This window comes from Methyloligella solikamskensis (genome assembly GCF_042676065.1).
GTDB classification, from domain to species: domain Bacteria; phylum Pseudomonadota; class Alphaproteobacteria; order Rhizobiales; family Methyloligellaceae; genus Methyloligella; species Methyloligella solikamskensis.
Genome location: NZ_JBHTJO010000001.1, coordinates 1,277,981 through 1,302,166, shown reverse-complemented (window position 1 = coordinate 1,302,166; position 24,186 = coordinate 1,277,981). Strand labels below are relative to the sequence as shown.

27 protein-coding genes are annotated in these 24,186 nt (G+C 64.0%); 17 read left to right on the top strand and 10 right to left on the bottom strand.

The genetic code is table 11. From position 1 onward, the window contains the following. The first annotated feature begins 52 nt into the window (after positions 1-52). From ACFQ2F_RS06300 to ACFQ2F_RS06290, 3 genes are all read left to right on the top strand, one after another. On the top strand, positions 53-268 hold the full coding sequence (locus tag ACFQ2F_RS06300) for a cold-shock protein (protein ID WP_069095440.1): 216 nt from the start codon (positions 53-55) through the stop codon (positions 266-268). A gap of 120 nt (positions 269-388) precedes the next feature. Then, on the top strand, positions 389-1,867 hold the full coding sequence (locus tag ACFQ2F_RS06295; protein ID WP_379087326.1) for a M20/M25/M40 family metallo-hydrolase: 1,479 nt from the start codon (positions 389-391) through the stop codon (positions 1,865-1,867). Then, complete coding sequence (locus tag ACFQ2F_RS06290) at positions 1,860-2,546, top strand: ribonuclease T2 family protein (protein WP_379087323.1); 687 nt, start codon at positions 1,860-1,862, stop codon at positions 2,544-2,546. The genes ACFQ2F_RS06295 and ACFQ2F_RS06290 overlap by 8 nt, the downstream gene beginning before the upstream one ends. A 47-nt stretch (positions 2,547-2,593) precedes the next feature. Here the strand turns inward: ACFQ2F_RS06290 and ACFQ2F_RS06285 are convergent, their stop codons facing one another. The 3 genes from ACFQ2F_RS06285 to ACFQ2F_RS06275 all read right to left on the bottom strand — a co-directional run bounded on the left by ACFQ2F_RS06285 (position 2,594) and on the right by ACFQ2F_RS06275 (position 5,040). After that, the gene (locus ACFQ2F_RS06285; protein ID WP_379090618.1) at positions 2,594-3,277 is read right to left on the bottom strand and encodes an outer membrane protein; all 684 of its coding nucleotides are present in this window, start codon (positions 3,275-3,277) and stop codon (positions 2,594-2,596) included. A gap of 193 nt (positions 3,278-3,470) precedes the next feature. Next, positions 3,471-4,175 carry a class I SAM-dependent methyltransferase gene (locus ACFQ2F_RS06280; RefSeq protein ID WP_379087320.1) on the bottom strand — a complete coding sequence of 235 codons (705 nt, stop codon included), beginning with the start codon at positions 4,173-4,175 and terminating at the stop codon, positions 3,471-3,473. Between the two features lie 187 nt (positions 4,176-4,362). Further along, positions 4,363-5,040, bottom strand: coding sequence for a TorF family putative porin (locus ACFQ2F_RS06275; RefSeq protein ID WP_379087317.1), 678 nt, complete (start codon positions 5,038-5,040; stop codon positions 4,363-4,365). 558 nt (positions 5,041-5,598) lie between these two features. On the opposite strand from ACFQ2F_RS06275, the gene ACFQ2F_RS06270 reads away from it, so the two are divergent. The 5 genes from ACFQ2F_RS06270 (at position 5,599) to ACFQ2F_RS06250 (ending at position 9,906) form a co-directional block, all read left to right on the top strand. After that, positions 5,599-6,336: an SDR family oxidoreductase gene (locus ACFQ2F_RS06270; RefSeq protein WP_379087314.1), complete on the top strand. Its 738-nt coding sequence runs from the start codon at positions 5,599-5,601 to the stop codon at positions 6,334-6,336. 131 nt (positions 6,337-6,467) lie between these two features. Next, positions 6,468-8,393, top strand: coding sequence for an excinuclease ABC subunit UvrC (gene uvrC / locus ACFQ2F_RS06265; protein ID WP_379087311.1), 1,926 nt, complete (start codon positions 6,468-6,470; stop codon positions 8,391-8,393). 168 nt (positions 8,394-8,561) lie between these two features. Then, a complete protein-coding gene (gene pgsA / locus ACFQ2F_RS06260; protein WP_379087308.1) occupies positions 8,562-9,167 on the top strand; it encodes a CDP-diacylglycerol--glycerol-3-phosphate 3-phosphatidyltransferase in 606 nt (201 codons plus the stop codon). Between the two features lie 2 nt (positions 9,168-9,169). Then, the gene (moaD, locus tag ACFQ2F_RS06255) at positions 9,170-9,421 is read left to right on the top strand and encodes a molybdopterin converting factor subunit 1 (RefSeq protein ID WP_379087305.1); all 252 of its coding nucleotides are present in this window, start codon (positions 9,170-9,172) and stop codon (positions 9,419-9,421) included. 2 nt (positions 9,422-9,423) lie between these two features. Then, positions 9,424-9,906 carry a molybdenum cofactor biosynthesis protein MoaE gene (locus tag ACFQ2F_RS06250; protein WP_379087303.1) on the top strand — a complete coding sequence of 161 codons (483 nt, stop codon included), beginning with the start codon at positions 9,424-9,426 and terminating at the stop codon, positions 9,904-9,906. On the opposite strand, the gene bluB is transcribed toward ACFQ2F_RS06250, so the two are convergent. Both bluB and ACFQ2F_RS06240 read right to left on the bottom strand, forming a co-directional pair. After that, on the bottom strand, positions 9,903-10,559 hold the full coding sequence (gene bluB / locus ACFQ2F_RS06245; RefSeq protein WP_379090616.1) for a 5,6-dimethylbenzimidazole synthase: 657 nt from the start codon (positions 10,557-10,559) through the stop codon (positions 9,903-9,905). The two genes, ACFQ2F_RS06250 and bluB, sit on opposite strands and share 4 nt — an antisense overlap. Positions 10,560-10,596: 37 nt before the next feature. Beyond that, complete coding sequence (locus ACFQ2F_RS06240) at positions 10,597-11,502, bottom strand: branched-chain amino acid aminotransferase (RefSeq protein ID WP_379087300.1); 906 nt, start codon at positions 11,500-11,502, stop codon at positions 10,597-10,599. A gap of 292 nt (positions 11,503-11,794) precedes the next feature. On the opposite strand from ACFQ2F_RS06240, the gene ACFQ2F_RS06235 reads away from it, so the two are divergent. The 3 genes from ACFQ2F_RS06235 to ACFQ2F_RS06225 are packed head-to-tail and all read left to right on the top strand — an operon-like array spanning position 11,795 to position 14,506. Continuing rightward, positions 11,795-12,328: a MarR family winged helix-turn-helix transcriptional regulator gene (locus ACFQ2F_RS06235; protein ID WP_379090614.1), complete on the top strand. Its 534-nt coding sequence runs from the start codon at positions 11,795-11,797 to the stop codon at positions 12,326-12,328. A 31-nt stretch (positions 12,329-12,359) separates the two neighbouring features. Then, positions 12,360-13,061, top strand: coding sequence for a response regulator (locus tag ACFQ2F_RS06230; protein ID WP_379087297.1), 702 nt, complete (start codon positions 12,360-12,362; stop codon positions 13,059-13,061). Next, positions 13,058-14,506 (top strand): ATP-binding protein, encoded by a 1,449-nt coding sequence (locus tag ACFQ2F_RS06225; RefSeq protein ID WP_379087294.1) that lies wholly within the window; start codon positions 13,058-13,060, stop codon positions 14,504-14,506. The genes ACFQ2F_RS06230 and ACFQ2F_RS06225 overlap by 4 nt, the downstream gene beginning before the upstream one ends. An 11-nt stretch (positions 14,507-14,517) precedes the next feature. On the opposite strand, the gene ACFQ2F_RS06220 is transcribed toward ACFQ2F_RS06225, so the two are convergent. The 4 genes from ACFQ2F_RS06220 to ACFQ2F_RS06205 all read right to left on the bottom strand — a co-directional run bounded on the left by ACFQ2F_RS06220 (position 14,518) and on the right by ACFQ2F_RS06205 (position 17,138). After that, the gene (locus ACFQ2F_RS06220) at positions 14,518-15,222 is read right to left on the bottom strand and encodes a TetR family transcriptional regulator (RefSeq protein ID WP_379087291.1); all 705 of its coding nucleotides are present in this window, start codon (positions 15,220-15,222) and stop codon (positions 14,518-14,520) included. Between the two features lie 86 nt (positions 15,223-15,308). Continuing rightward, positions 15,309-16,130 (bottom strand): pyrroline-5-carboxylate reductase, encoded by an 822-nt coding sequence (gene proC, locus ACFQ2F_RS06215; protein WP_379087288.1) that lies wholly within the window; start codon positions 16,128-16,130, stop codon positions 15,309-15,311. Continuing rightward, positions 16,127-16,627: a type III secretion system chaperone family protein gene (locus tag ACFQ2F_RS06210; protein ID WP_379087285.1), complete on the bottom strand. Its 501-nt coding sequence runs from the start codon at positions 16,625-16,627 to the stop codon at positions 16,127-16,129. The genes proC and ACFQ2F_RS06210 overlap by 4 nt, the downstream gene beginning before the upstream one ends. A gap of 196 nt (positions 16,628-16,823) precedes the next feature. Next, positions 16,824-17,138, bottom strand: coding sequence for an accessory factor UbiK family protein (locus tag ACFQ2F_RS06205; protein ID WP_379090612.1), 315 nt, complete (start codon positions 17,136-17,138; stop codon positions 16,824-16,826). A 218-nt stretch (positions 17,139-17,356) separates the two neighbouring features. Here ACFQ2F_RS06205 and lgt point away from each other — a divergent pair, with 218 nt between their 5' ends. From lgt to ACFQ2F_RS06175, 6 genes are all read left to right on the top strand, one after another. Continuing rightward, complete coding sequence (gene lgt, locus ACFQ2F_RS06200; protein WP_379087282.1) at positions 17,357-18,211, top strand: prolipoprotein diacylglyceryl transferase; 855 nt, start codon at positions 17,357-17,359, stop codon at positions 18,209-18,211. Continuing rightward, positions 18,201-19,343 (top strand): class I SAM-dependent methyltransferase, encoded by a 1,143-nt coding sequence (locus ACFQ2F_RS06195; RefSeq protein WP_379087279.1) that lies wholly within the window; start codon positions 18,201-18,203, stop codon positions 19,341-19,343. Before lgt ends, ACFQ2F_RS06195 begins: the two co-directional genes overlap by 11 nt. Positions 19,344-19,356: 13 nt before the next feature. Then, a complete protein-coding gene (gene pgeF, locus ACFQ2F_RS06190) occupies positions 19,357-20,139 on the top strand; it encodes a peptidoglycan editing factor PgeF (RefSeq protein ID WP_379087276.1) in 783 nt (260 codons plus the stop codon). A 167-nt stretch (positions 20,140-20,306) separates the two neighbouring features. Then, positions 20,307-21,383 (top strand): hypothetical protein, encoded by a 1,077-nt coding sequence (locus ACFQ2F_RS06185; protein WP_379087273.1) that lies wholly within the window; start codon positions 20,307-20,309, stop codon positions 21,381-21,383. 126 nt (positions 21,384-21,509) lie between these two features. Further along, positions 21,510-22,442, top strand: a complete 933-nt coding sequence (locus ACFQ2F_RS06180; protein ID WP_379087270.1) for a ribose-phosphate pyrophosphokinase — start codon at positions 21,510-21,512, stop codon at positions 22,440-22,442. A gap of 182 nt (positions 22,443-22,624) precedes the next feature. Next, positions 22,625-23,059 carry a GlcG/HbpS family heme-binding protein gene (locus tag ACFQ2F_RS06175; protein WP_379087267.1) on the top strand — a complete coding sequence of 145 codons (435 nt, stop codon included), beginning with the start codon at positions 22,625-22,627 and terminating at the stop codon, positions 23,057-23,059. A 43-nt stretch (positions 23,060-23,102) separates the two neighbouring features. On the opposite strand, the gene ACFQ2F_RS06170 is transcribed toward ACFQ2F_RS06175, so the two are convergent. Further along, entirely contained in the window at positions 23,103-24,185 is a 1,083-nt protein-coding gene (locus tag ACFQ2F_RS06170; RefSeq protein WP_379087264.1) for a sensor histidine kinase, read from the bottom strand. Position 24,186 lies beyond the last annotated feature (1 nt).

The window sequence follows — 24,186 nt, the reverse complement described above, 5'->3', positions numbered from 1 at the left end:
TGATGTGAGTCGCCTCATGGCAGGCGATGTGGAAGGGAAAAGGAGCGTCCCAATGCGCCAGAACGGGACCGTAAAGTTTTTCAATCACTCACGTGGCTTCGGATTCATCACGCCGGACGACGGCGGAAAGGATGTGTTCCTACACATCTCCGCCCTGCAGCGCTCCGGCCTGCCGGCTTTGGACGAAGGGGCTCGGGTGACCTTCGAGACCGAACCCGATCGCCGGGGCAAGGGCCCTCAGGCGATCAACGTTCAGCTCGGCGAATAACCTCGCCTTCATTGCCATGGCCGGCGCCCCTAGGGGCGCCGTCCTTTTGACGCGCGAGGCTTTTAAGCGCGCCAGGGCTCCTGGCGCGCCCGCTCTTTTTCTGTTTCCATCGGAGCCGCCGTGACCACGTCATCCGACCAGCAAGACTCCCCCGCATCCCACGACAACGACCTGCAGAGCGCGCTTCGCCGCCTCTCCGACACCGAGCAGGCCGCGCGCGACAGGCTGTTCGAGTTTCTGAAAATCGAAAGCATCTCGACGGACCCGGCCTACCATCACCACTGCCTGGAGGCCGCCGAATGGTGCGCCGGCCAGCTGCGCGAGCTCGGCTTCGAATCCTCCGTCCGGCCCACCGAAGGCAAGCCGATGGTTGTCGCCCACTGGCGGCCCGAGGACGGTGAGGCTAAGCCCCATGTTCTATTCTACGGCCATTACGACGTGCAGCCGGCCGATCCGCTTGAAGAGTGGGACACGCCGCCCTTCGAGCCGCGCATCGCCGAGCACCCGACCTATGGCGAGGTGATCACCGCCCGCGGCGCCTCCGACGACAAGGGTCAGGTCATGACCTTCATCGAGGCCTGCCGCGCCTATATCGAGACCTCCGGCAGCCTGCCCGTCGCGGTCACCGTGCTTCTCGAAGGCGAGGAGGAATCGGCAAGCCCGTCCCTCCTACCGTTCCTCGCCGAGACCGGCGACGAGCTGAAGGCCGATATCGCGCTCGTCTGCGACACCAATCAGTGGGACGGCAACACGCCGGCCATCACCGCCTTTCTCCGCGGCCTTGCCTTTTCCGAAGTGACCATCACTGGTCCGGCCCGCGATCTTCACTCCGGTCTCTATGGCGGCCCGGTCCGCAACCCCATCGAGGTGCTGTGCGCCATGCTCGGCGAACTGCACGGACCCGACGGCCGCATCACCATTCCCGGCTTCTATGACGGCGTCAGCGAGCCCTCCCAGGAGCAACGCGACGAGTGGAATTCTCTCGGCTTCGACGAGGCGGGCTTTCTCGCCGAGATCGGTCTCGTGGAAGCGGCCGGCGAGGATCGCTACAGTCTGCTGGAGCAGCTCTGGGCGCGCCCCACCGTCGAGATCAACGGCATCTATGGCGGCTACACAGGCGTCGGCACCAAGACCGTGATCCCCAGCCAGGCCACGGCGAAGATCTCCTTTCGCCTCGTGCCCGGTCAGGACCCGCAGCAGGTCATCACCGGCTTTCACCAGTTCATCGATCAGCGCCTGCCCCGCGATGCCCGGGCTCACTTCACCGGCGAAGGCGGCGCATCGGCTGTCGGGTTCGACATGGCGAGCCCGGAATTCCAAGCCGCCGCCCAAGCGCTTCAGGACGAATGGGACGTACCGCCCGTACGCCTCGGCTGCGGCGCCTCCATTCCGATCGTGGAATCTTTCCGCAATGCGCTCGGCATGGACGCGCTGCTCATCGGCTTCGCCCTACCCGACGACCGCATCCACGCACCGAACGAGAAGTACAATCTGAAGAGCTTCGTGAAGGGCACGCGAAGCTGGGCGCGGATCCTGAGCGCGTTCGCCAACAGCCCAAACGAGAAAACCGAAGACAACAAGCCGGCCAACGATGCGTAAGACGATTTCCGCCAGCCTTCTCGCCATCGCTCTATCGGCGGGCTTCGCCGTGCTGTCCCAGGCCGCGCAGGCCGAGCGTCATCACCATCGCGGCACGCCTGGCGACTTCGAGTATTATGCGTTGATCCTGAGCTGGGCGCCGACCTTCTGCGAGCATGAAGGCGACCGCCGCGGCTACCAGCATTGCGACGGCGATCTATCCAACACCTTCATCCTGCACGGGCTCTGGCCGCAGCATAAGAAAGGCTGGCCGTCGGATTGCTATGAGGGCGAGCGCCCCTGGATCCCGCGCTCGGTGCTGAATGAGATGGAGCCCATCATGCCGAGCCAGGGGCTGATCATCCACGAATACCGGGTCCACGGCACCTGCTCGGGCCTCGGGCCGGAAGCCTTCTTCGACGCCGCCAAGACCCTCTACGAAAAGGTGACGATCCCCAAGGCCCTGAAGGATCCGCAGGCCGACATCATGTCCTCGCCCCGGCAAATCGAGGCGGCCTTCATGAAAGCCAACGATTGGCTGACCGCGCCTATGATGTCCGTGGTGTGCCGGTCCGGCGATTTCTACGAGGTGCAGATCTGCTTCAACAAGGATCTGAGCCCGCGGGAATGCGGTGCCAACCAGGATCAGCACCACCTCTGCCCGCTATCGCAGATCGACGTACCCGCCGATCCAGGATAGCCGCCCGATACGGCGGCCTCCTGGCCGGCAAGATCCTCAGAAGTCTCTTAGAAGTGGTACGAGATCGAGCCGCGATAGGTGTTCGTGCTGTTGTCGAACTTCACGTCGCCGCCCGGATAGGAAATCGTCTCCGAACCGAAGTCGGTGTACTGGTAATCGAAGCGGAAGCTCCAATCCTGGGTCAGCGCGACCTCCGCGCCGCCGCCGATATTCCAGCCGAAATCGGCGCCGCTATCGCTCTTGGTGACCGGACCTTTGATCTTCACATCGGTGTCGGCAACGGAGATACCGGCCGTACCGAAGATCAGCAGCTGCGGAATCACCGTGACGCCCGCCTTCAGCTTGAAGTCGCCCGTCGAGCCGATGCTTGAGCGGGCGGTATAGAGGCCGCCGCCGATAGACTTGCTCGCCGAGACGTCTCCGAGCAATAGATCCGCTTCCGCGCCGTAGACGATCTGACCGTTCTGGATGTTGTAGCCGCCGGTAATGCCGCCGGTGAAATCGCTGCCCGAAAAGTCGTCCGTGGCCGTCGTGGACGTGTCGAGGCTGCGGCCACCGACCGTCGCCCCCATCCACCAGCCTTGGAACATCGCGCCGCCATAGCTCGGGCCCGAATCGTACATCGACCCCCCGTAGGGGTCGCCGTAGACCTGGGCGTTCGCCTGTGTGGCAGCGGCGGATGCGAAAACTGCAAAAACGGCCGCCGCGCAGGCAGCTCTGTTCCATCCCATACCCATGGTAAAACTCCCTCAGACAGGTGCCCCGGCGCTTGCCCCAGCGCCAGCCGGGCCCTAATTCATCCGATACGCGCGAGCGTAATGGTCATCCCTTACGGAAGGTTAAGGACCGGAGGGGTCATCTTTTCTTAGCGTTAAGAACGGGTTAGCGAAGATTTCAAAGCGGCACACTTGGGGCGTAGGAAGCCTATTCCCCTGCCCCCAAGCCTTGCGCTCTGAACAGCGCCACGCAGCCCTCCTGCCAGACCCTGACCTGGTCGAAGCGGTCCCGCAGCCCTTGAGCAAGAGAGGCGAAATCGTCCTCGCGGTTATGGAAGACGCCCTTGCGGTTATAGGTGGACAGCAAGGCTTTCGCCGCCAGGTTCGGCTTGATCGCCTGGCCCAGGATCGTGGCTCCGAAGAGCACCGTCTCCCCATGCATGGCCGGCTTGAGATTGTCGATGACGGCGAGCTTCTCCGTCATGGCGCCCGGCAGGCAATGAAGCACATAGGTCAGCCCCACACTGTCGTAAGGCTGACTCACGGGCACCGGATCGAACAGGCTCGCCTGCAGGAGATCCGGCCCATAGCCCGCCAGACGGCGCTCAGCCTCCTCCAGGCAGGACCCGTTGATATCCAGCAGGGTCAGCCGATCGAACCCCGGCCGCTTCGCCCGCTCCAGGAAGAAGCCCGTACCGACGGCGGCCTCGAGATGGTTGGAGGAGAGGTTCGTCTCGTAATGGGCATCCAACGCCCGCGTCGGACAACGCCACGCGAAGCGGTTGGAGAACCCGTGCACGACGAAATCGTAGAGCTTCAGATTTCGCGGCGTGTAGATCGCGTGGGCCGCCTCGATCTCACGCTCACTGGGCGCGCGCGGCTGAGACGTTGTCGGTTCGTGCTGGTCGGTCATCGCCCCTCTATGCCGCGAATTGACCCTCAGGAAAACCGAATACCGCCGGCTCGGACCCGGAAGCCGTAATGTCCGTTTGCGGACGCGAGCCGAGCAAGAGAAGCGCGCGCCCGAAGGCGACCGCGCAAAAGAAAAGGGGCGCTTCGGAGAGCGCCCCTAAACTTGGATAAGTCCGGTTTCGGCTGTCTTAGAAGGAGGCCGAAAGCGTACCGACGATCCGCTCGTCGCAGTAGTCGGCGCCGGAACCGCCCATCAGAGCCTGGCAACCCGAAGCGCTGTAGTCGGTATCCCAGTAGCGCAGGTCGAGGGTGAACATGTCTTCTTTGTAGAAGCCAAGGCTCAGGCCCACGTTCCAGTAGGTGTAGTCGCCGGGACCGTCGTTGTCGACGAAGCCGATCGTACCACCCAGGGTCGGGGTGAAGATGGACACCTTGTCGAAGGTGTAGGCGGCCGAGAGCTCAGGCACCCAGTAATCGCCATTCTCGATCTCGATGTAGTTCGTCCATCCAAGAGCGAGCTTGTCGTCGAAGAAGCTCTTGCTCATGCCGATGGCGCCTTCCCAGATCGTGTCGGTCTCACCGCCAGGATAGGTATAGGCCAGAACACCGAAGTCGAAGTCGACGCCCATGAACGTCGGTGCAACACCGGCGTAGTAGTCGATCTCGATGTTGTCATCGCCACCGAAGTCGACGTTGGAGGCCCAAACACCCGCGTAGAAGATGTTGTAGCTCGCGTCGAAGCCGCCGGAGATGGCCGGATTCTCTTGAGTCTGCGTGAGGCCACGGAAGACGTAGTCCGTGGTCAGCGCCGTGTTGGCGGAAAGCTCCAGCTCGTGGCTGGGCGAAGCGGCCTCAACGACCGGCATCGGCTCATAAATACCACCTGCCGAAGCGGACGTGGCGAAAGCCACCGCACCTGCGGCAGCGAGGCCTGAAGTGATAATCCCTGCATAGCTGCGCCGAGCCATATCAGTTCTCCTGTTCTTAAGTCCCTGCATTACCATTCTTGACGGAGAGCAGGCCGGCAATCAGCCCCGCGCTCCCTGTGTCTCGGTTACAATACTGAACGGCCTCGGACCGGCAACGGAAAAGCATTGGTTTTGCGAAAGAAACCAGGGAGTGTGACTATCTTGCAATGATTATCCTGCAGTTGAACACGGTTTAGGCTTTTGGTTACCCGCGACCCGACAATTCGCCTCAAATAGCTGCCTATTAATGGGGCAAATGCTTACGCATGTAGCGGAAGTAGAAGGCTAGCACTCTGCAAGCGGTTACGCCCTCCTCTTCAAACCGGTCGCGAAGGCGCCATCAGGCCGCCTTGTCGCGTCCCGAGCGGCTTCTTAGAGTCGATTCCAGTCCTTTCGCCACCCGATTCTGAGCGAATCGACTCTCGTTTTCGCCTTTTGCCGAAAGTCCCGACCCTAATGACCTCTGATATCTCCCCCGGCACAGTGCTCGTCACCGGCGCAGGCCGCCGTCTGGGCCAGGCGATCGCCCGCGATTTCGCCTCGCGCGGCTGGCGGGTCGCAGCCCATCACTACAAATCGAGCGACGGAGCCGCGGAATTGGTGTCCGAGATCTGCGATTTGGGCGGCGAGGCCATCGCCATCAAGGCCGATCTCACCCAGGCGGATGCTCCCGCCCGCCTCTTTGCAGCGTGCGCGGACGCCTTCGGTCCGGCCACCTGCCTCGTCAACAATGCCGCCCAATACGAGTGGGACACGCTCGAATCCATGACCCTGGAGACCTGGGAGGATCACATGACCCTCGACCTCCGCGCCCCGGTCTTCCTCACCCAGGCCTTCGCCGCCAAGCTTCCGGCGGACGCCAAGGGCAGTGTCATCAACATTCTCGATCAGAAGGTCTGGCGGCCGAATCCCGCCTTCTTCTCCTATTCCGTGGCGAAATCCGCTCTCTGGAGCGCAACCCAGCTCATGGCCCAGGCCCTGGCCCCCCGCATCCGGGTCAATGCCGTCGGCCCCGGCCCTGTGTTTCAAAGCCGTCATCAAACGGAAGAAGAGTTCGCGGCTGAATGTGGCGCCACCCTACTGGGACAAGGCATCCTGCCCGAGCAGATCTGCGCCGCCATCCGTCTCCTGGTGGACACGCCCAGCCTGACCGGCCAAATGATCGCCGTGGATAGCGGTCAGCATCTCGCATGACGAAACAGTGATGGCCGCGGCCACACTGTGTCATCGTCGCTACGCGCCCCTTGCAGCCGGCACCCGGACGGCCCACCCTTCCTTAAGGCGGGGGCGTCGGCTATTCCCATTGGGCGAAACCGCCCTAAATCATGACCATGTCCGCTGAATCACCCGAGAGCGAAAATTCCTCGCTTGTGGCGCGCGCCGTCGACGCCGTCCGCGGTCCCGACACCGGGGCCGAGGTCATCGCGCGTTATGCGAAGAACGCCCCCGCAGGACCCGGCGTCTACCGGATGTTCGATGCCAAGGGCGACGTTCTCTATGTGGGCAAGGCGCGCCATCTGAAGAAGCGCGTCCAGAGCTACACGCGCGGCACGGGTCACAATCACCGCATCATGCGGATGATCGCCGGCACCGCCTCCATGGAATTCGTGACCACGGGCACGGAGACCGAGGCGCTGCTCCTCGAAGCCAATCTGATCAAGCGGCTTAAGCCTCGCTACAACGTGGTGATGCGGGACGACAAGTCGTTCCCCTTCATCCTGATCGCCCGCGACCACCCGATCCCGCAGATCCTGAAGCATCGCGGCGCGCGCAACCGCAAGGGCGACTATTTCGGTCCCTTTGCCTCTGCCGGCGCGGTGAGCCGCACCATCAACACCCTGCAGCGCGCCTTCCTGCTGCGCTCCTGCTCCGACTCCTATTTCGAGAACCGAGACCGCCCCTGCCTGCTCTTCCAGATCAAGCGGTGCAGCGGCCCGTGCACGGGCGAGATCTCCGAAGAAGCTTATGGCGAACTGGTCGACGAGGCGCTCGGCTTCCTCACCGGCGAAAGCGATGAGGTGAAACGGCGCCTGCACAAGCTCATGAACGAGGCGAGCGAATCCCAGGAATACGAGCGCGCGGCAAGCCTGCGCGACCGTCTCACGGCGCTGTCCCACATTCAGTCGCGCCAGGGCATCAACCCCTACAGTGTGAATGAAGCGGATGTCTTCGCCGCCCATCAAGATGCGGGCCAGACCTGCATCCAGGTCTTCTTCTTCCGCAACGGCAACAACTGGGGCAACCGCGCCTATTACCCGCGCGCCGACAAGACGACATCCGTCGAAGAAGTGCTGGAGAGCTTCGTCGCACAGTTCTACGACGACAAGCCCCCGCCCCGCTCGCTCCTGCTATCCCATGAGCTGAAGGGACGGAAGCTGCTTGCCGAGGCCCTATCCCTGAAGGCAGGCCGCAAGGTCAGCGTTACCACCCCCCAGCGCGGCGAGAAGCGCGAGCTGGTCGTCCATGCCCTGGCCAATGCCAAGGAGGCGCTGGCCCGCCGCCTCGCCGATGTCTCGTCCCAGGCCGCGATCTTCGCCAAGCTGGCCGAACTCCTCGGCCTGGACGACGCGCCGGAGCGCATCGAGATCTACGACAACAGCCACATCTCCGGCACCAACGCCGTCGGTGCCATGGTGGTCGCCGGTCAAGAGGGGTTCATCAAAAGTCAGTATCGTAAGTTCAACATGCGCTCCGAAGACCTCACCCCCGGCGACGATTACGCCATGATGCGCGAGATGCTGCAGCGGCGTTTCGCGCGGCTCCTGAAGGATAAGGACGAGGTGAGCGGCTGGTCGGCCCCGGATCTCGTGCTGATCGACGGCGGTCCCGGACAGCTCGCAATCGCCAATCAGGTGCTGGAGGAGCTGGGGCTTGAGGAGGACATCTCGCTCGCAGCCGTCTCGAAAGGCCCTGATCGCAATGCCGGACGCGAACGCATATATCAGAAAGGACGCGACCCGATCCTTCTCGAACCCCGCGATCCCGTCCTATATTGCATTCAGACGTTGCGGGATGAGGCGCATCGCTTCGCCATCGGGGCGCATCGCACCCGGCGGAAGAAGTCTATGGGTGCCTCGCCCCTCGACGAGGTTCCAGGCATCGGGCCGTCGCGCAAGCGGGCCCTGTTGCAGCATTTCGGCTCCGCCAAGGCGGTCAGCCGGGCGGGCCTCGCCGATCTTGCGAACGTCGGCGGCATCAGCGACCAGATGGCCCAGACGATCTACGACCACTTCCACGAGCGAACTGGTTGAGTGTGAACTGGTTAAGCGCGAGATGGTTGGGTCCGAAGCGGTCGAGTGAGAAGTGGTTGAATTGCGCGACAGAAGCGATTGAGTTTGGCTTGCTTTGTGCGAGCCGGTGCGAGAGACACCCGGGAGTTCGAGTTGGAAGAGGCCGCACCAAGTCACGAAGAGGCCGGAATGTCTGATCAGCCCTATACGGTACCTGCCGAAAGCCGGATCGCGAGCCTTCCCAATGTGCTCACCTATGGGCGCATCGTGGCGGTGTTTGCCCTGGTCGGCTGCTTCTTCCTGCCGGGCGATCTGGGCAACTGGCTCGCCATGAGCATCTTCATCGCCGCCGGCGTCACCGATTTCCTGGATGGCTATCTCGCGCGGGCCTGGGGACAGCAGAGCGCGCTGGGGCGCATGCTCGACCCCATCGCCGACAAGCTGCTCGTCTCCGCCAGCCTTCTGATGCTCGCCGCCGACCAGACCATCGCCGGCTGGTCGCTTTGGGCCGGCGTCATCATCCTGTCCCGCGAGATCCTCGTCTCGGGCCTGCGCGAGTTCCTTGGCTCCCTGGCCGTGAGCGTGCCCGTCTCGGCACTCGCCAAATGGAAGACGACCGTCCAGATGGTCGCCATCGGCTTCCTTCTGGCGGGCAGCGCCGGCGACAAGATCTTTCCCTATACGACCCTGACCGGCCTGACACTGCTTTGGATCGCCGCGATCCTGACTCTCTATACGGGATACGATTACCTGCGGGCCGGTCTGCGCCACGCCATTTCCGGAGAGGCCGACTAGTCATGCGTTTGCTCTATTTCGCCTGGGTTCGGGAGAAGACCGGAATCTCATCCGAAGAGATCGAGCTTCCCGCCGAGATCGAGACCGTCGGCGACCTGCTGCGCTGGCAAAAGACCCGCGGCGAGGAATTCGCCGCCGCCTTCGAAAAGGACAAGGTCATCCGCGCGGCCATCGACCAGACCCACGCCCGTCACGACGCGGCTATCGCCGGCGCGCAAGAGATCGCCTTCTTCCCTCCCGTCACCGGAGGCTAGGCATGATCCGCATCCAGGAAGCCGATTTCGATCTCGCCGAAGAGGTCGAAATCCTGAAGGACGGCCGCACCGATATCGGCGCAATCGTCACCTTCACCGGCGTCGTGCGGGACCGGGGCTCAGACAAGGTCATCGATTCCATGAACCTGGAGCACTATCCCGGTATGACCGAGAAGGAGCTCGCCCGCATCGAGGCGCAGGCCCATGAGCGCTGGCCGCTTCAGGCGAGCCTCATCGTCCACCGCGTCGGCAAGCTGGTGCCGGGCGAGAACATCGTTCTAGTGGCGACCGCCTCCGAGCATCGTCACGCGGCCTTCGAGGCGGCATCCTTCCTGATGGATTACCTGAAGACCGACGCGCCGTTCTGGAAGTTCGAAGACGGGCCGGACGGGGCCGGCTGGGTCGAGGCGCGCGACAGCGACGACGCGGCGAAGGAAAGCTGGTCCAAGCAGCCTTCTAATAAGGAAGAAGCCGCGGACGTCTAGCGGCGGAAGATCACCTTGTCCGGCGCCCGCCTGGTTTCCCAGCCTTGCCGTTCCAGAAGCGGCGTCTCCGTGGCTTCCTCCGGATAGCCGAGACAGAGATAGCCTACAAAGCGCCAGTGCTCGGACACATCCAGAGCCGCGCGGACATCGGCGGGATCGAGGATCGAAACCCAGCCGAGGCCGAAACCGTCGGCCCGCGCAGCAAGCCACAATGTATGGATGGCGATGGCCACGGAATATTCGATGGTCTCGGGCATGGTCTGCCGCCCCAGCCCATGACCCTGCTCGGTCTCGTGGTCGGCAAACACCGCGATCTGGCACGGCGCATCGTTGAGGCCGGCCAGCTTCAGCCGCGCATAGCGATCCGCCCGGCTGGGCTCCTGAGCGGAGAGCGCTTCCGCGTTGCACGCTTCGAAGCAGGCGCGTATGGCCGCGCGCCGGTCCTCATCCTCGACCAGAACGAAACGCCACGGTTCGCTCAAGCCCACAGACGGCGAGAGACAGGCAATGCCGATCAGCCGTTCGACCGCGCCCTCGGACAACGGATCGCGCTTGAAGTGGCGCACATCGCGCCGCCAGGTAAGAAGATCGAGAAGCTGCTCGCGGAAGGCCGAGTCGAAGTCGGGCGGCTTCGCCGATTCCGGTGGCTCCATGGCCATTCGCCCTCGAAGGATGGAGTGGCTGGGCTCCCTAGCCTGCAGCAGCCGCTACCTCGGCCGCCCGCTGAGGCTGAACCAGATTGATGTAGTCTTCCATCAGCGTCGTGGTGATGTCGCCCACCTGGAACCGGTATTCCCCGATCTCCGAGACAGGCGTCACCTCGGCGGCCGTGCCGGTGATGAAGCACTCGCTGAAATCGGCGAGCTCCTCCGGCTGGATATGCCGCTCGATCACCTCGTAACCGCGCTTCTTCGCAAGATCGATGACCGTCCGGCGCGTGATGCCATCCAGGAAGCAATCCGGCTTGGGCGTGTGGATGACGCCATCCTTCATCAGAAAGATGTTCGCGCCCGTTCCTTCCGCGACATAGCCGCGCCAGTCGAGCATCAGCGCATCGGCATAGCCTTCCCGCTCCGCCGCATGCTTCTCGATGGTGCAGATCATGTAGAGACCGGCGGCCTTGCTGCGCACGGGCGCCGTGGCCGGATCGGGCCGGCGATACTTGGCGAACTTCATCCGGATGCCCTTCAACCGGGCCGCCGGATCGAAATAGGACCCCCACTCCCACGCCGCGATGGCGAGATGGATGGAATTGTTCTGGGCCGAAACGCCCATTTGCTCCGAGCCGCGCCAGGCGATGGGACGGACATAGCCGTTGATCAGCCCGTTGGCCTCGCAGACCTCGCGGCAGGCCGCATCGATCTCCTCGACGCTATAGGGAATCTCGAAGTCCAGGATCTCGGCGGATTTATGCAGCCGCTCGCTGTGCTCGGTCAGCTTGAAGATCTCGCCGTCATACAGGCGCTCGCCTTCGAAGACCGCGCTGCCATAGTGCAGAGCATGGGTCAGCACATGCAGCTTCGCATCAGCCCACGGCACCATTTTTCCATCGAGCCAGATAAAGCCGTCCCGCTGATCGAAAGGGATCGCCGCCATCGCTCATTCCTCCCAAGTGCCGGCTGAAGCACCGGCTGACCGGATACAAGTACCGGCGAACCGGGAAACTTGTCGTGTTTTTGAGAACCGGCTCGCCTGCCTTCGGAAGCCTCGAAAAACGGGCCGTTCCGATTGCGTGAGCTGACCTTGAGGAGTATCAATGGCTCGAAAATAAGTCAACAAGGCTGACATAACTGGTTCCGTGACGGAAGACCCCGAAATCCACCAGGATCGCGAACAAGAGGGTGGCGAGACGCTCCCTCCCCTCACGCCCGATGAGCAGGCCAAGCTCCTGGGCTTCTCCGAGCTCCTGTTCTTCGCCTATCGCGACTTCACCGGAGATCCAGACGCCATCCTCCAGGTGCTCGATTTCGGCCGCGCCCATCACCGGGTGCTCCATTTCGTGAACCGTCAGCCCGGTCTTCGTGTCGCCGACCTCCTGGAGCTTTTGAAGATCACCAAGCAGAGCCTCGGCCGGGTGCTGCGCCAGCTGATCGACACCGGTTATATCCGCCAGGAGGCCGGCAGCCAGGACCGCCGCGAGCGGCGCCTGTTCCCCACCGAGGCCGGCGAAGATCTCGCCCGGCGCCTCGCCGCGCCCCAGCTCGTCCGCTTCGCCAATGCGCTGGAGGCCGCGGGACCGGATGCGGAAATCGTGGTAAGGCGTTTTCTGGAAGCCATGGCCAATGCCGAAGATCGGCCTCAAATGGCCGAGATGGTCTCCAACGAAGTGGATACGCTGAAATCGTCCGGAGGGGCTGGCGAACCGCAGCCCGCTGGCGAAAGCGACTCCGATCTGAAGGAAGCCCGCGAGCGCGCGGACTGACCTCCGGCTCCGAAAATCGAGTGTGGACGCCATGGCGAAAGCGCCGACCAAATGTCCAGAAGACAACGCCGCGCATATTCTGGTTGTCGATGACGACAGCCGGATCCGCGACCTCCTCGCCCGCTATCTCGTGGAGAACGGCTACCGGGTGACCACCGCGGTCGATGCGGAATCCGCCCGCGCCACCTTGCGCGGCCTCTCCTTCGACCTGCTGATCCTCGACGTCATGATGCCTCAGGAGAGCGGCCTCGATCTCGCCCGCGACCTGAAATCGGGCTCCCATGTCCCTATCCTCATGCTGACCGCACGTGCGGAGGTGGAGGACCGCATCGAAGGGCTGGAGACCGGCGCCGACGATTACCTCACGAAACCCTTCGAGCCCCGCGAGCTTTTGCTGCGCGTCGGCAATATCCTGAAGCGCGGTGCCGAGAGCGGCGGCGGCGCCACCATCAAGCTTGGCGAGTTCACCTTCCATATCCATCGGGGCGAGTTGAAGCACGGCGACGAGACCGTGCGCCTGACCGAGCGGGAGCGTGACCTGCTCCGTTACTTCGCCCAGCGCGGCGGCGTCCCCGTCTCCCGCCATGAACTGGCGAAAGATGCCGGCACGGGCGGCGAGCGCGCCGTCGACGTGCAGATCAACCGCCTGCGGCGCAAGCTGGAGAAGGACCCGGCAAACCCCGTCTATCTGCAGACCGTCCGCGGCACCGGCTACGTGCTCTATCCGGAATGATGTCTCTCGTCCCGGACAGCACCGCCATCCGTACGCGGCTGAAGCGATGGCGCTTTCCCTTTCTCCGCCGTCTGGTGAAGTTGTTCCGCATCCCGCTGATCCGCCGCTTCCGGATGTCGTTCCGGGACTGGATGCCGAAGGGCCTTTATGCCCGTGCGCTGATCATCATCATCGCGCCCATGGTGCTGCTCCAATCGGTGCTGACCTTCGTCTTCCTGGAACGCCACTGGCAGATGGTCACCCGCCGGCTTTCGCTCTCCACCGTGCAGAGCATCGCGCTTCTGGTCGACGTCTATCAGCAGTACCCCCAGGACGCGAACAACGAGAAACTGATCGATATGGCCGAGAAGGATCTCGGCCTGCGGCTTCAGGTCGTGCCCGGCGGCGAACTGCCCCAGGCCCGGTCCAAACCCTTCTTCGACCTCCTCGACACCACGCTGTCGGAAGAGCTGGAATCCCATCTCGGCCTCCCCTTCTGGATCGATACGGTCGGCCAGTCGAAATATGTCGATATCCGCGTGAAGCTCGACGACGCGGTCATGCATATCCTGGCCCGCCGCAGCCAGACCTACGCCTCGAACTCCCAGATCTTCCTGTTCTGGATGCTGGGCACGTCCCTGGTGCTGCTGACCGTCGCGATCCTGTTCCTGCGCAACCAGATCCGCCCCGTCGTGCGCCTGTCGGAAGCGGCGGAAAGCTTCGGCAAGGGGCGCCCCGTCCCGTCCGACTTCCGTCCCCGCGGCGCCCGCGAAGTGCGCCAGGCCGCCGTGGCCTTTCTGGAGATGCGTGCTCGCATCGAGCGCCATGTGGAGCAGCGCACCACTATGCTCGCCGGCGTCAGCCACGATCTGCGGACCATCCTGACCCGCTTCCGTCTGGAGCTGGCACTCCTCGGCGAGTCGCCGGAGATCGACGCCATGCGCCAGGATGTCGATGAGATGCAGGCGATGCTGGAAGACTACATGGCGTTCGCCAAGGGCGATGCCGGGGAGAAGACCACCAAGACCGATATCGCCGAGCTGCTGAACGAGATCCGCAACGAGGTCGAGGCGGCGCCTCACGCCAAGAACATGGAGAGCATCGAGGTCGAGATCCGCAACCGCAGCCTTGTCGTGCCGGTCAAGCGCCACGCCTTCAAGCGCGCCGTGGCCAACCTCGCCAACAACGCAGCCCGCTTCGCAACCCATGTGGTCATCGAGGCGCGCAAGACCGACGAGTCCCTCACCATTCGTGTGGACGACAACGGGCCGGGAATTCCGGAAGAAGAGCGGGAGCAGGTCTTCCGCCCCTTCTATCGTCTGGACGATTCCCGCAACCAGGATTCCGGCTCGACCGGTCTGGGCCTCGCGATCGCGCGCGACATCACCCGCCTCCACGGGGGCGACATCACCCTGGACGAGTCGCCCATGGGTGGCCTTCGGGTCGAGCTTCGGATCCCGGTCTAGATCGGGTCCGCCTAGTAGCCGCTCGGCGCGCCGTTCATGTCCGGCGAGGCGCTGGAGGGCGGCGGAGGCGGCGGGGCCGACTCCTCATCCTTCCGCTTCTTGCCGGGCACCCAGCAGCAGATCATCTTCGACACGCAACCGCAGGCCGACGACATCCGCGAAAGCGCCTCGTCGCCCTTGGTGAGCTTCCGGTCAAGCAGCGCCATGGTCTTCTCGTAGCCTGGCGACTCGTCCTCCAGCCAATAGCGGAGCGCATAGCCGTAGACGCCCGTCAGCCCGGCCACCTTTACCCGGCCAACAGGCCCAGTGCTTGAGATGCCGGCCGCTTCCATCATCCAGGATTGGGCCGCGAGCGCCGACGGAAGCAGTTGCCCCGCCTCGCCGGGCCGGGTGCCGAGATCTTTCATGATCCGGCGCAGAGCACCCCGGTAAGGTGCCATCACCTCGAATCGGGTCATGATCGCATCCAGCAGACGATCCTTCGCCGGCTGGTCAAGATCGGGCGCGCCCATCTTATCGAGCACGGCGCTGTCCACCTCTCGCTGGAAGGCGCGCAGGATATCGCTCTTGGAGTCGAACTCGCGGCGAAGGTCGGCCAGGCTCAGGCCCGACCGCTCGGCGATCTGATGCAAGGAAACGGCATTCCAGCCTTCGGTCTCGGCCAGCTCCATGGCGGCGCGGACGATCTTCGTGCGATTGGAGAAATCGTTCAGCATTGGCAATCCTCCCTTTCCTTAAAGATAGGGAGGCCAAAAGGCGGGCGTAAGACCGCATTTCGCGGTTTCTGAGAAAACTCGGAGCGTTAGGAAGAGAGCTCTGCGGAGCGCTTGGCGGCCTTCTCCATGGCTTTCCGCATCAGCTCTTCCAGCCCATCATCGGCCATCAGCACCTTGAGCGCTGCCGCCGTCACCCCTTGGGGCGAGGTAACGTTCTCCCGGAGCTGCCCCGGCGGCAGCGCGGACTCCCGCATGAGAGCGCCAGCGCCTGCCACGGTCTCCCGGGCGAGCTCTGCGGCCAGTTCCGGTGCGAGCCCGAGGGACACGCCGGCCTGAGCCATGCATTCGGTGAGAAGAAAGACATACGCCGGCCCGCTGCCCGAAAGCGCGGTGACGGAATCCATGGCCGCCTCGTCTTCCAGCCAGAGCACCGTACCGCCCGCCTGCAGCAGCACGTCGCAATGCTGCCGCTGCTCCGACGTCACACTGTCATTGGCGCAGGCGACGATGACCCCCTGGCCGATAGCCGCGGGCGTGTTGGGCATGGCGCGGATGACCGCCGCTTCAGCCGGCAACTTCGCCTCCATCCCGGTAAGCGTCTTGCCTGCCGCGATCGAGACGACGACCGTGCCCTCGCCCACCAGCGGGGCGAGATCGGACAGCACCGCATCGATCATCTGCGGCTTCACCGCCAGCACGATGATCGCCGGATCGAGAGACTGGTCGACCTCCGCCACCGGGCGAATGCCGAGCCCCTCCAGCCGCGCCGCCATCTCCGGCGACGGATTGGGGTCCTGCACATGAATGAGAGACGGGCTCAGGCCCGCATCGAGCCAGCCGGATAGCATGGCCCCGCCCATCTTCCCGGCACCCACGAGGAGCACCGGCCGGGCGAGGTCCAAGCTCACGCGTTCCCCTGCACTTCGAGCATGGTCGCCGCCAGTGCATCCTCCGGCGACTTCCCGGCCCAAAGCACGAACTGGAAAGCCTGGTAGTAGCGCTCGCAAGCATCCAGGGCCATGCTGAGCAGGGCCTGGCACTGGGCCGGCTGGGTCTCGGCACCCGCCAGCAGCAAGCCATGGCGATAAAGCATCACCCCGTCTTCCTTCCAGAAGTCGAAATGGCCGAGCCAAAGCTGCTCGTTGATCATCGCCATCAGGCGATAGGTCTCCGAAAGCCGGACGCGAGAAACCTTGAAGTCGAAAGCGCATGCGAGATGCAACGACTCCAGATCGTCCCGCCAGCTCAGCGAAACGTTATAGTCGCACCAAGCGCCCGCGACCGAAAGCGTGAGCTCGTCGGATGCGCTTCTTTCGAAGGGCCAATCGTGAGTGATGGCGATCTGCTCCATCACGTCTACGGGATTGGCGAAGTGGTCGAGTTCTGTCTGCAATAGTATAGCCATGCGTGTTCCTCTGTGGCCTAGGCAGAGTTCCGCGCACAAATGACGCCGCCGCGAATCAGGTGATGAATCAGTTATATATTGCAGATTCCGGGTCCACCACCTGCACTGACGGCAATAACCGCCGAAAATTGTGGATGGACGGCACAGAGCCCCGAAAAGGCCCAAAAATCAGAGTCCGTGGGACTCCAGAAGCCTGTTAAGAACGCTTCTTCTTGTTCGGTTTTTTGACCGGACGGTTCATTCCGGGCGCTCCGCCATGCAGGCTGGCGACCAAAGCTTCCAGCGCCGTGACGTCGGCCCGGAGCTGGGCATTTTCCTGCCGCGCCTTTTGGGCCATGGCCTTTACGGCATCGAACTCTTCGCGCTTCACCACGTCGATCTGGGACATGACGCGCTCCACCTGCCCGCGTACGGCGTTCTGCATCTCCTTGCGAACCCCTTGGGCGGCGCCGGCGGCGTCTGTCATCAATTTGCCGATCTCGTCAAAGAAGCGGCCACTGGTCTGGGTCATCATCGAACCTTCATTTTGTCGCGCTAGGGCGCGTGGTTGACGGTATGGATTTGGCCGTAACTATGGGATGAGCCGGGGCGGCACGCAAGGCAGGCAAGAAGGCGGACAAGCAAGCCGAGTGAAGATTGGCCGCGCCTCTCAGCACGCCCTTCCGCTTGACACTCCATCGAGGCCGGTAAAGGGTCCGCCGCACACGACCGGCCGCTAGCGGGACGCCAATGCCACTTCTTGCCCTTCCCTATCCGGTGATCGATCCAATCGCCTTCAGCCTCGGCCCGGTCGAGGTGCGCTGGTACGGCCTCGCCTATATGGCCGGCATCCTGCTGGGCTGGCTCTATGCGCGCCGCCTCGTCTCCAGGAAGGATCTCTGGAACGGCAATCCGCCCATGACCGTGAGCCAGGCGGACGACTTCCTGCTCTGGATTACCCTGGGCATCGTGGTTGGCGGACGCCTCGGCTTCGTCCTCTTCTATGAGCCCAGCTACTACTGGCAGCACCCATGGGAAATCCCCGCCATGTGGGGCGGCGGCATGGCCTTCCATGGCGGCCTGCTCGGCGTCGTCATCGCAGTTGCCATCTTCGCCTGGCGCAAGAACATCAATCCGCTCTCCCTCGGCGACATCGCCTCCGCCTCGACCCCTTTCGGCCTTCTCTTCGGCCGGCTCGCCAATTTCATCAACGGCGAGGTCTATGGGCGAACCACGGATGTGCCCTGGGCCATGGTGTTCCCCGGCGCCGGCGACGAACCGCGCCACCCCAGCCAGCTCTATGAGGGGCTGCTGGAGGGCGTCGTGCTGTTCATCATCCTGCGCATCGCCACCCACCGCTTCGGCGCCCTGAACCGGCCGGGCACCGTCTTCGGGCTCTTCCTGGTGTTCTACGGCATCTTCCGCAGCGTCCTGGAATTCGTCCGCGCTCCGCACCCCGACCATCCGCTCGATATCGGCATTCTCACCCCGGGCATCGCCTATTCGATCCCCATGATCGCCATCGGCCTGTGGCTGATCTGGCGTGCCCACCGCAAAGCGGCCAACGAGACTGTGGCCGCCAAAGAAAGCGCGGATGCCGCCTGAGCCAGCCACCCCGCTCGCCAAACGGCTCTGCGAGCGCATCGCGCAAGACGGCCCCCTCACGCTCGCCGCCTATATGGAGGCCTGCCTCACCGACCCGGAGTCGGGCTACTACGCGACCCGGCAGCCCTTAGGCGCTCGTGGCGACTTCATCACGGCGCCTGAGATCAGCCAGATCTTCGGCGAACTGATCGGCATCTGGACCATCGCCACCTGGCAGGCCCTCGGTCAGCCTGACGAGATCACCATTGCTGAGCTGGGCCCCGGACGCGGCACCCTGATGCGCGATGCGCTCCGGAGCTGGCGCAACTTCCCAGACTTCCGACGGCGGGTCCGCATCGCCCTCGTCGAGAAAAGCGAGACGCTGAAATCCGTCCAGGCCGAAACCCTGGCCCCGGAAATCGAGCAAGAGCCGCCCGCGCCCGTCACATGGCACGACAGCCTGGAAACGGTCCCGGAAGGCCCTCTCATCGTTATCGCCAACGAATTTCTGGATGCGCTGCCCATCCGCCAGTTCATCCGTCGCGGGAGTGCCTGGCATGAGCGCCTGGTGACCTGCACCGAGACCGGCGCACTGGCCTTCATGGAAGGCGACCGCCCGGCCGAAGCCCTCCCAGGGCTCGATCGTTTCGAAAGCGCGCGCGACGGCGCCATTGCCGAGATCCGTCCCGACGCGGCGCCGCTGATCTCGTCCCTCGCCAAGCGGGCAAAAGCCGCTCCCCTCGCCTCTCTCTTCATCGACTACGGGCCGGAGGTCTTCGGCCCCGGCGACACCCTCCAGGCCGTCTCCGCCCACGGCTTCGCCGACCCGCTCGCCGATCCCGGCGCGGCCGACCTCACCGCCCATGTCGATTTCGGTGCGCTCAGCCAGCAAGCCGCACAGGAGGGCTTGTCTGCATACGGTCCCATGCCGCAAGGTGAGTTTCTGCTGAAGCTCGGCCTGGCCCAGCGCCAGGAGCAACTGATGAAGACGGCAACGCCGGATCAGAGGCCCATGCTTGCATCGGGTGCCAACCGTTTGATCGACCCCCAGCAGATGGGGGTGCTCTTCAAGGCCTTCGTCCTGACTGGATCGGGAGGAGGCGGCCGAGGATTGCCGCCCCCGCCTCCGTTTTACTCATCCCCCCAAAGCTGAGCGGAACAGCTCAATGGTCACCCCTGATAATGCCATGCTCATCGCCGGCCCGCTGGACGAAGCACCGGGCCTGTCCCATGGCTTCTTCACGCGCCAGGGCGGCGTCTCCGAAGGCATCTACGAATCCCTGAATTGCGGCGTCGGCTCCAAGGACGACCCCGGCAAAGCCAATCACAACCGGGCCCTCGTCGCCGAGGTTCTGGGAGTCGCGCCCGACAAGCTCATCACGCCCTATCAAATCCACAGCGCCACAGCCGTGGTGGCCGAGGCCCCCTGGAAGGACGAGCCGCCCCAGGCCGACGCCATCGTCACGGCGACGCCGGGCCTGGCGGTCGGCATCCTCACCGCCGATTGCGCGCCGGTGCTGTTCGCTGATCCAGAGGCCAAGGTGGTCGCCGCTGCCCATGCAGGCTGGCGCGGGGCCGTCTCCGGCATCGTGGAAAGCACCGTGGAGGCCATGCGCAGCCTGGGCGCCAAGCCGGAGAATATTGTCGCGGCCATCGGCCCGGCCATCTCCCTCAGCGTCTACGAGGTCGGCCAGGACTTTAAGGACCAGGTGCTGAAGGACGATCCGGACGCCGCCCCCTACTTCGAAACCGACGAAAGCACAGGCGAGCCTCATTTCGATCTCTCCGGCTATGTTGCGGAGCGCTGCGCACGCGCAGGCCTCGAAAACATCACCGAAATCGGCCTTTGCACCTATTGCGACGAGGCGCGGTTCTTCAGCTACCGCCGGTCGCAGCATTGGGGCGAGGACGATTACGGTCGCCAGATTGCCGCCATCGTGCTGACCTGAGCCGCGTTCACCATGTTTGGTAATCGTGGTGGGGAAGATTGCGCATCGGCTGGACGGGCTGGGGTCCCGCCAGTTAAACTCTTGTTAAGTATAGAGGGTTGGGGCGTAACGAAGCTGCGAGACTGAATCGCGTTTGCGCCCTGCGGCCAACAGAGGGAGTAGATTTGTTGGACGCGGTCACAAAGCCCGTGTTTACGGCACAGCGTGACATCGTGCGCAGCCGGCTCATGGGAGCTTTCATCATCGTCCTCGCGGCGGTCAGCCTAACCGGCTGCACAGGCGGCGGGAGCGTTCCCTTCGGCTCGGCGCTTTTCGCCCCGAAGACCTATGCTCTCTCGCCGATCATCGGCGCCCCGCCCGAAATCTCCGAACAAATGACCCAGGCGCTGGTCCAGCAGGGCCAGGCCAACGGCGTCACCATCGTGCCCAACGGCAAGGACGCCCCGCTCACCATTCGCGGCTATCTGGTGGCAAGCCGGGAGCGGCGCGGCGCCACCATTTCCTATATCTGGGATGTGAACGATGCCGGCGGGAAGCGGGTGAACCGCGTCGCCGGCGAGCAGCAGGTGCCCCGGCCGAGCAGCGATCCGTGGAGCGGCGTCGGGGCGACAGAGCTGCGCCAGATCGCCGACAAGACCATCGCAGGCCTGTCGGGCCGCGGCGGTGGTGCCACCTCCTCGCCGCCCGCAACGGCGTCTGCGCCCACGTCCAGCACAGCCTCGGCCCCCTCGTCTCCTTCGGGAAGCGGCGCAGGCGGGGCTGCCGCCGGCGGGTTGACCGGCTTTTTCAATCGAAACTTCGGCGGCGGCTCGTCGGGCGCCGCAACCAGCGCGACCTCTGGCGCCTCTTCGCCGGGCGCTTCCGCGACTTCTGTCGCCTCCACCGGGCCCGCGACAACCCTCGTCGCGACCGTGACCGGCGCGCCGGGCGACGGTCAGACCTCCCTGACCAGGGCGATGCAGAAGCATCTTTCCGCGGATGGAATTAAGCTTGCCCGGTCGCGGGGCGGCAATGTCTATACGGTGCAAGGCAAGGTGTCCGTGAGCAGCGCCAGCGGCAACCGGGAAACCGTGCGGATCGATTGGACGGTGATGGACCCCCGCGGCAAGAAGCTCGGCACAGTCTCCCAGCAGAACACCATCAGCAAGGGGTCCCTGAACGGTCCCTGGGGCGCCATCGCCGATGCCGCCGCGGGCGCTGCTGCCGACGGCATCATCAACCTGCTGCCCAAGCAGCGCGGCTAACAAGCAGCGTGGGTAACCAGTTCTCCCCAATTTACCAATCCGTCACATTGCGCAGTTTACAGCCCGCGCAGCGCCTTGTTACAAGCGCGCCACTCCACCTCCTCGGCCGTTTGGGAGCGGTGAACAATGAAACTGGTTGCAGGCAACAGCAACCGCCCTCTCGCTGAGGCGATTTCAGGCTATCTCGACACTCCACTGACCAAGTGCATCGTGCGGCGCTTCGCCGACATGGAGATCTTCGTCGAGGTGCAGGAAAACGTCCGCGGTGAGGACGTGTTCGTGATCCAGTCGACTTCCGCGCCGGCCAACGATCACCTGATGGAGCTGCTCATCATCATCGATGCGCTCCGCCGGGCTTCGGCCCGCCGCATCACCGCGGTGCTCCCCTATTTCGGCTATGCGCGCCAGGACCGGAAACCGGGTCCCCGCACGCCGATCTCCGCCAAGCTGGTCGCCAACATGATCGTCCGCGCCGGCGCCGACCGCGTGCTGACCCTCGATCTCCATGCCGGCCAGATCCAGGGCTATTTCGATATCCCGACCGACAATCTCTTCGCCGCGCCCGTCATGGTCCATGACATCCGCGAGACCTTCGACGTCAACAATCTGATGGTCGTCTCGCCGGACGTCGGCGGCGTGGTTCGCGCTCGCGGTCTCGCCAAGCGCATCGATGCGCCGCTCTCCATCGTCGACAAGCGGCGCGAGAATCCCGGCGAGTCCGAGGTAATGAACGTCATCGGCGACGTCTCGGGCCGCAACTGCATCCTGGTCGACGACATCGTCGATTCCGGCGGCACCCTGATCAACGCCGCCGATGCGCTGCTTGAAAAGGGCGCCACCAGCGTCACCGCCTATATCACCCACGGCGTGCTCTCCGGCGGGGCGGTCTCCCGGGTCATCGGCTCCAAGCTCAAGGAGCTGGTGCTGACCGACTCCATCCAGCCCACCGAGGCGGTAAAGAACGCGCACAATATCCGCATTCTGCCCATCGCCCCGCTGCTGGGCGAAGCGGTCGCCCGCACCGCCGACGAGAAGTCGGTCTCCAGCCTCTTCTATTGATCTTCTGAGCGTCGCCTCTTTGCGATCCGCGCGGGCCGTCCGTGACAACCGGTCGCCGGGGTGTTGCGCGCATTTTCGCGCCTCGTCCGGAACCGACCCCCTTGTCCGGCGCGTTATCGCTGGGCGTCACCCGGCGCGCGCATACTTAATGCATTTCAGTTCGTAAGGAGGAGGAGCCCACAATGCATGTCACTTTAGAACACGCTCAGCAGGCGATCGATGCGGCCCGCAAGAAGGCCAAGGAGCTCGATCTGAAGATGTGTATCGCCGTCGTAGACTCCGGCGGCAATCTGAAGGCGTTCGAACGCATGGACGACGCCTGGGTCGGCAGCATCGATATCGCCTTCAAGAAGGCCAAGACCGCCTGCTTCTTCGGCATGGCCACCGGCGAGCTTGGCAAGCTCTCGCAGCCCGGCGAGCCGCTCTACGGTATCGAGGTCTCCAATGACGGCCTCGTCACCTTCCCCGGCGGCGTGCCTATCGTGGACGACGAGGGTTATCTGGTGGGCGCCGTCGGCGCCAGCGGCAGCACCGTCGAAAACGATCACAAGGTCGCCGAGGCGGCCGTGAAGGTGCTTGGTGTCACCGAGCTGCCCGAGCATCCCTGGCGCACGTAGGCGAACGAGAGATCTGAGAAAATAGAGTTCCGGGAGCGGAGATTTACGCCGCGGCGGATTTTTTCTCCGCCTCCCGCTCCTGGAACGACACCAGGATCTTGGTGCCCTGATCCTTGTCGGCGTGCTCGACATCGGCGCCGAGCTTCTGGGCCATGGCGGTCACGATCTTCTGGCCGAGACCTGTCGAGGTCCTGCCGGTGTCGATGTTGGACCCAACCCCGTCATCCTCGACCGACAGCACGATCTTGCCGTCAGCGCTGCGCTTCAATCCGATGCGGATCGGCCCGCTGGAATCCGGATAGGCGTATTTCCAGGCATTGATGATCAGCTCGTTCACGATGATCCCGAGAGACACCGCCCGGTCGGGATCGAGCTGCAAGGGATCCGCATCGAAGCTGAGCTGGGAAAGCCCCTCGTCCTCCGCAGAACGCCGCAAATCCTCGACCAGCTCCGACAGATACTGATCCACGGAGACGGATTCCACGCCGTCTGAGGTGTAGAGCCGCTTGTGAACTTCCGCCACGGCCAGCACCCGGGCCACGGCGTTCTTCAACGTCTCGCGGGTCTCGTCGCTATTCGTGTTCGCCGCCTGGATCTGCAGCATGGAGGCGATCAATTGCAGGCTGTTGGCGACCCTGTGATTGACCTCCCGCAGCAGCACGGCGCGCTCCGAGGCCAGCGCTTCGAACCGGTCGCGCGCCTCGCGCACTTCCTTCTCGGCCGCCTCCTTGGCAAGCCGCATGGCCGCCGCTTCGATCGCGCTTTCCACGGCCACCTTGATCAGCACGATGAAGTGGCCTTCGACGTCCTTCACCACGTAATCGGCCGCGCCTGCCTTCAGGGCCGCCACGGCGATGCGGCTTTCGGCGGCCGCGGTGACGAACACGACAGGCACGTGGGAGACGGTCTGGCGAATGCGCTCCAGGGTCTCCAGCCCATCCATGCCGGGCATCAGATGATCGAGCGCCACGGCGTCGAAGCTGGTCTGCTTGAGCCTCTCAAGGCCGCTCTCACCGTCGGGCTCTGTATGAACCTCGCAACCCTGACGCTCCAGCTCGCGTTGCACCAAACGCCGCAAGCCGGGATCGTCGTCGATATAGAGGATGCGCAGTCTCTCTTGGTCCATC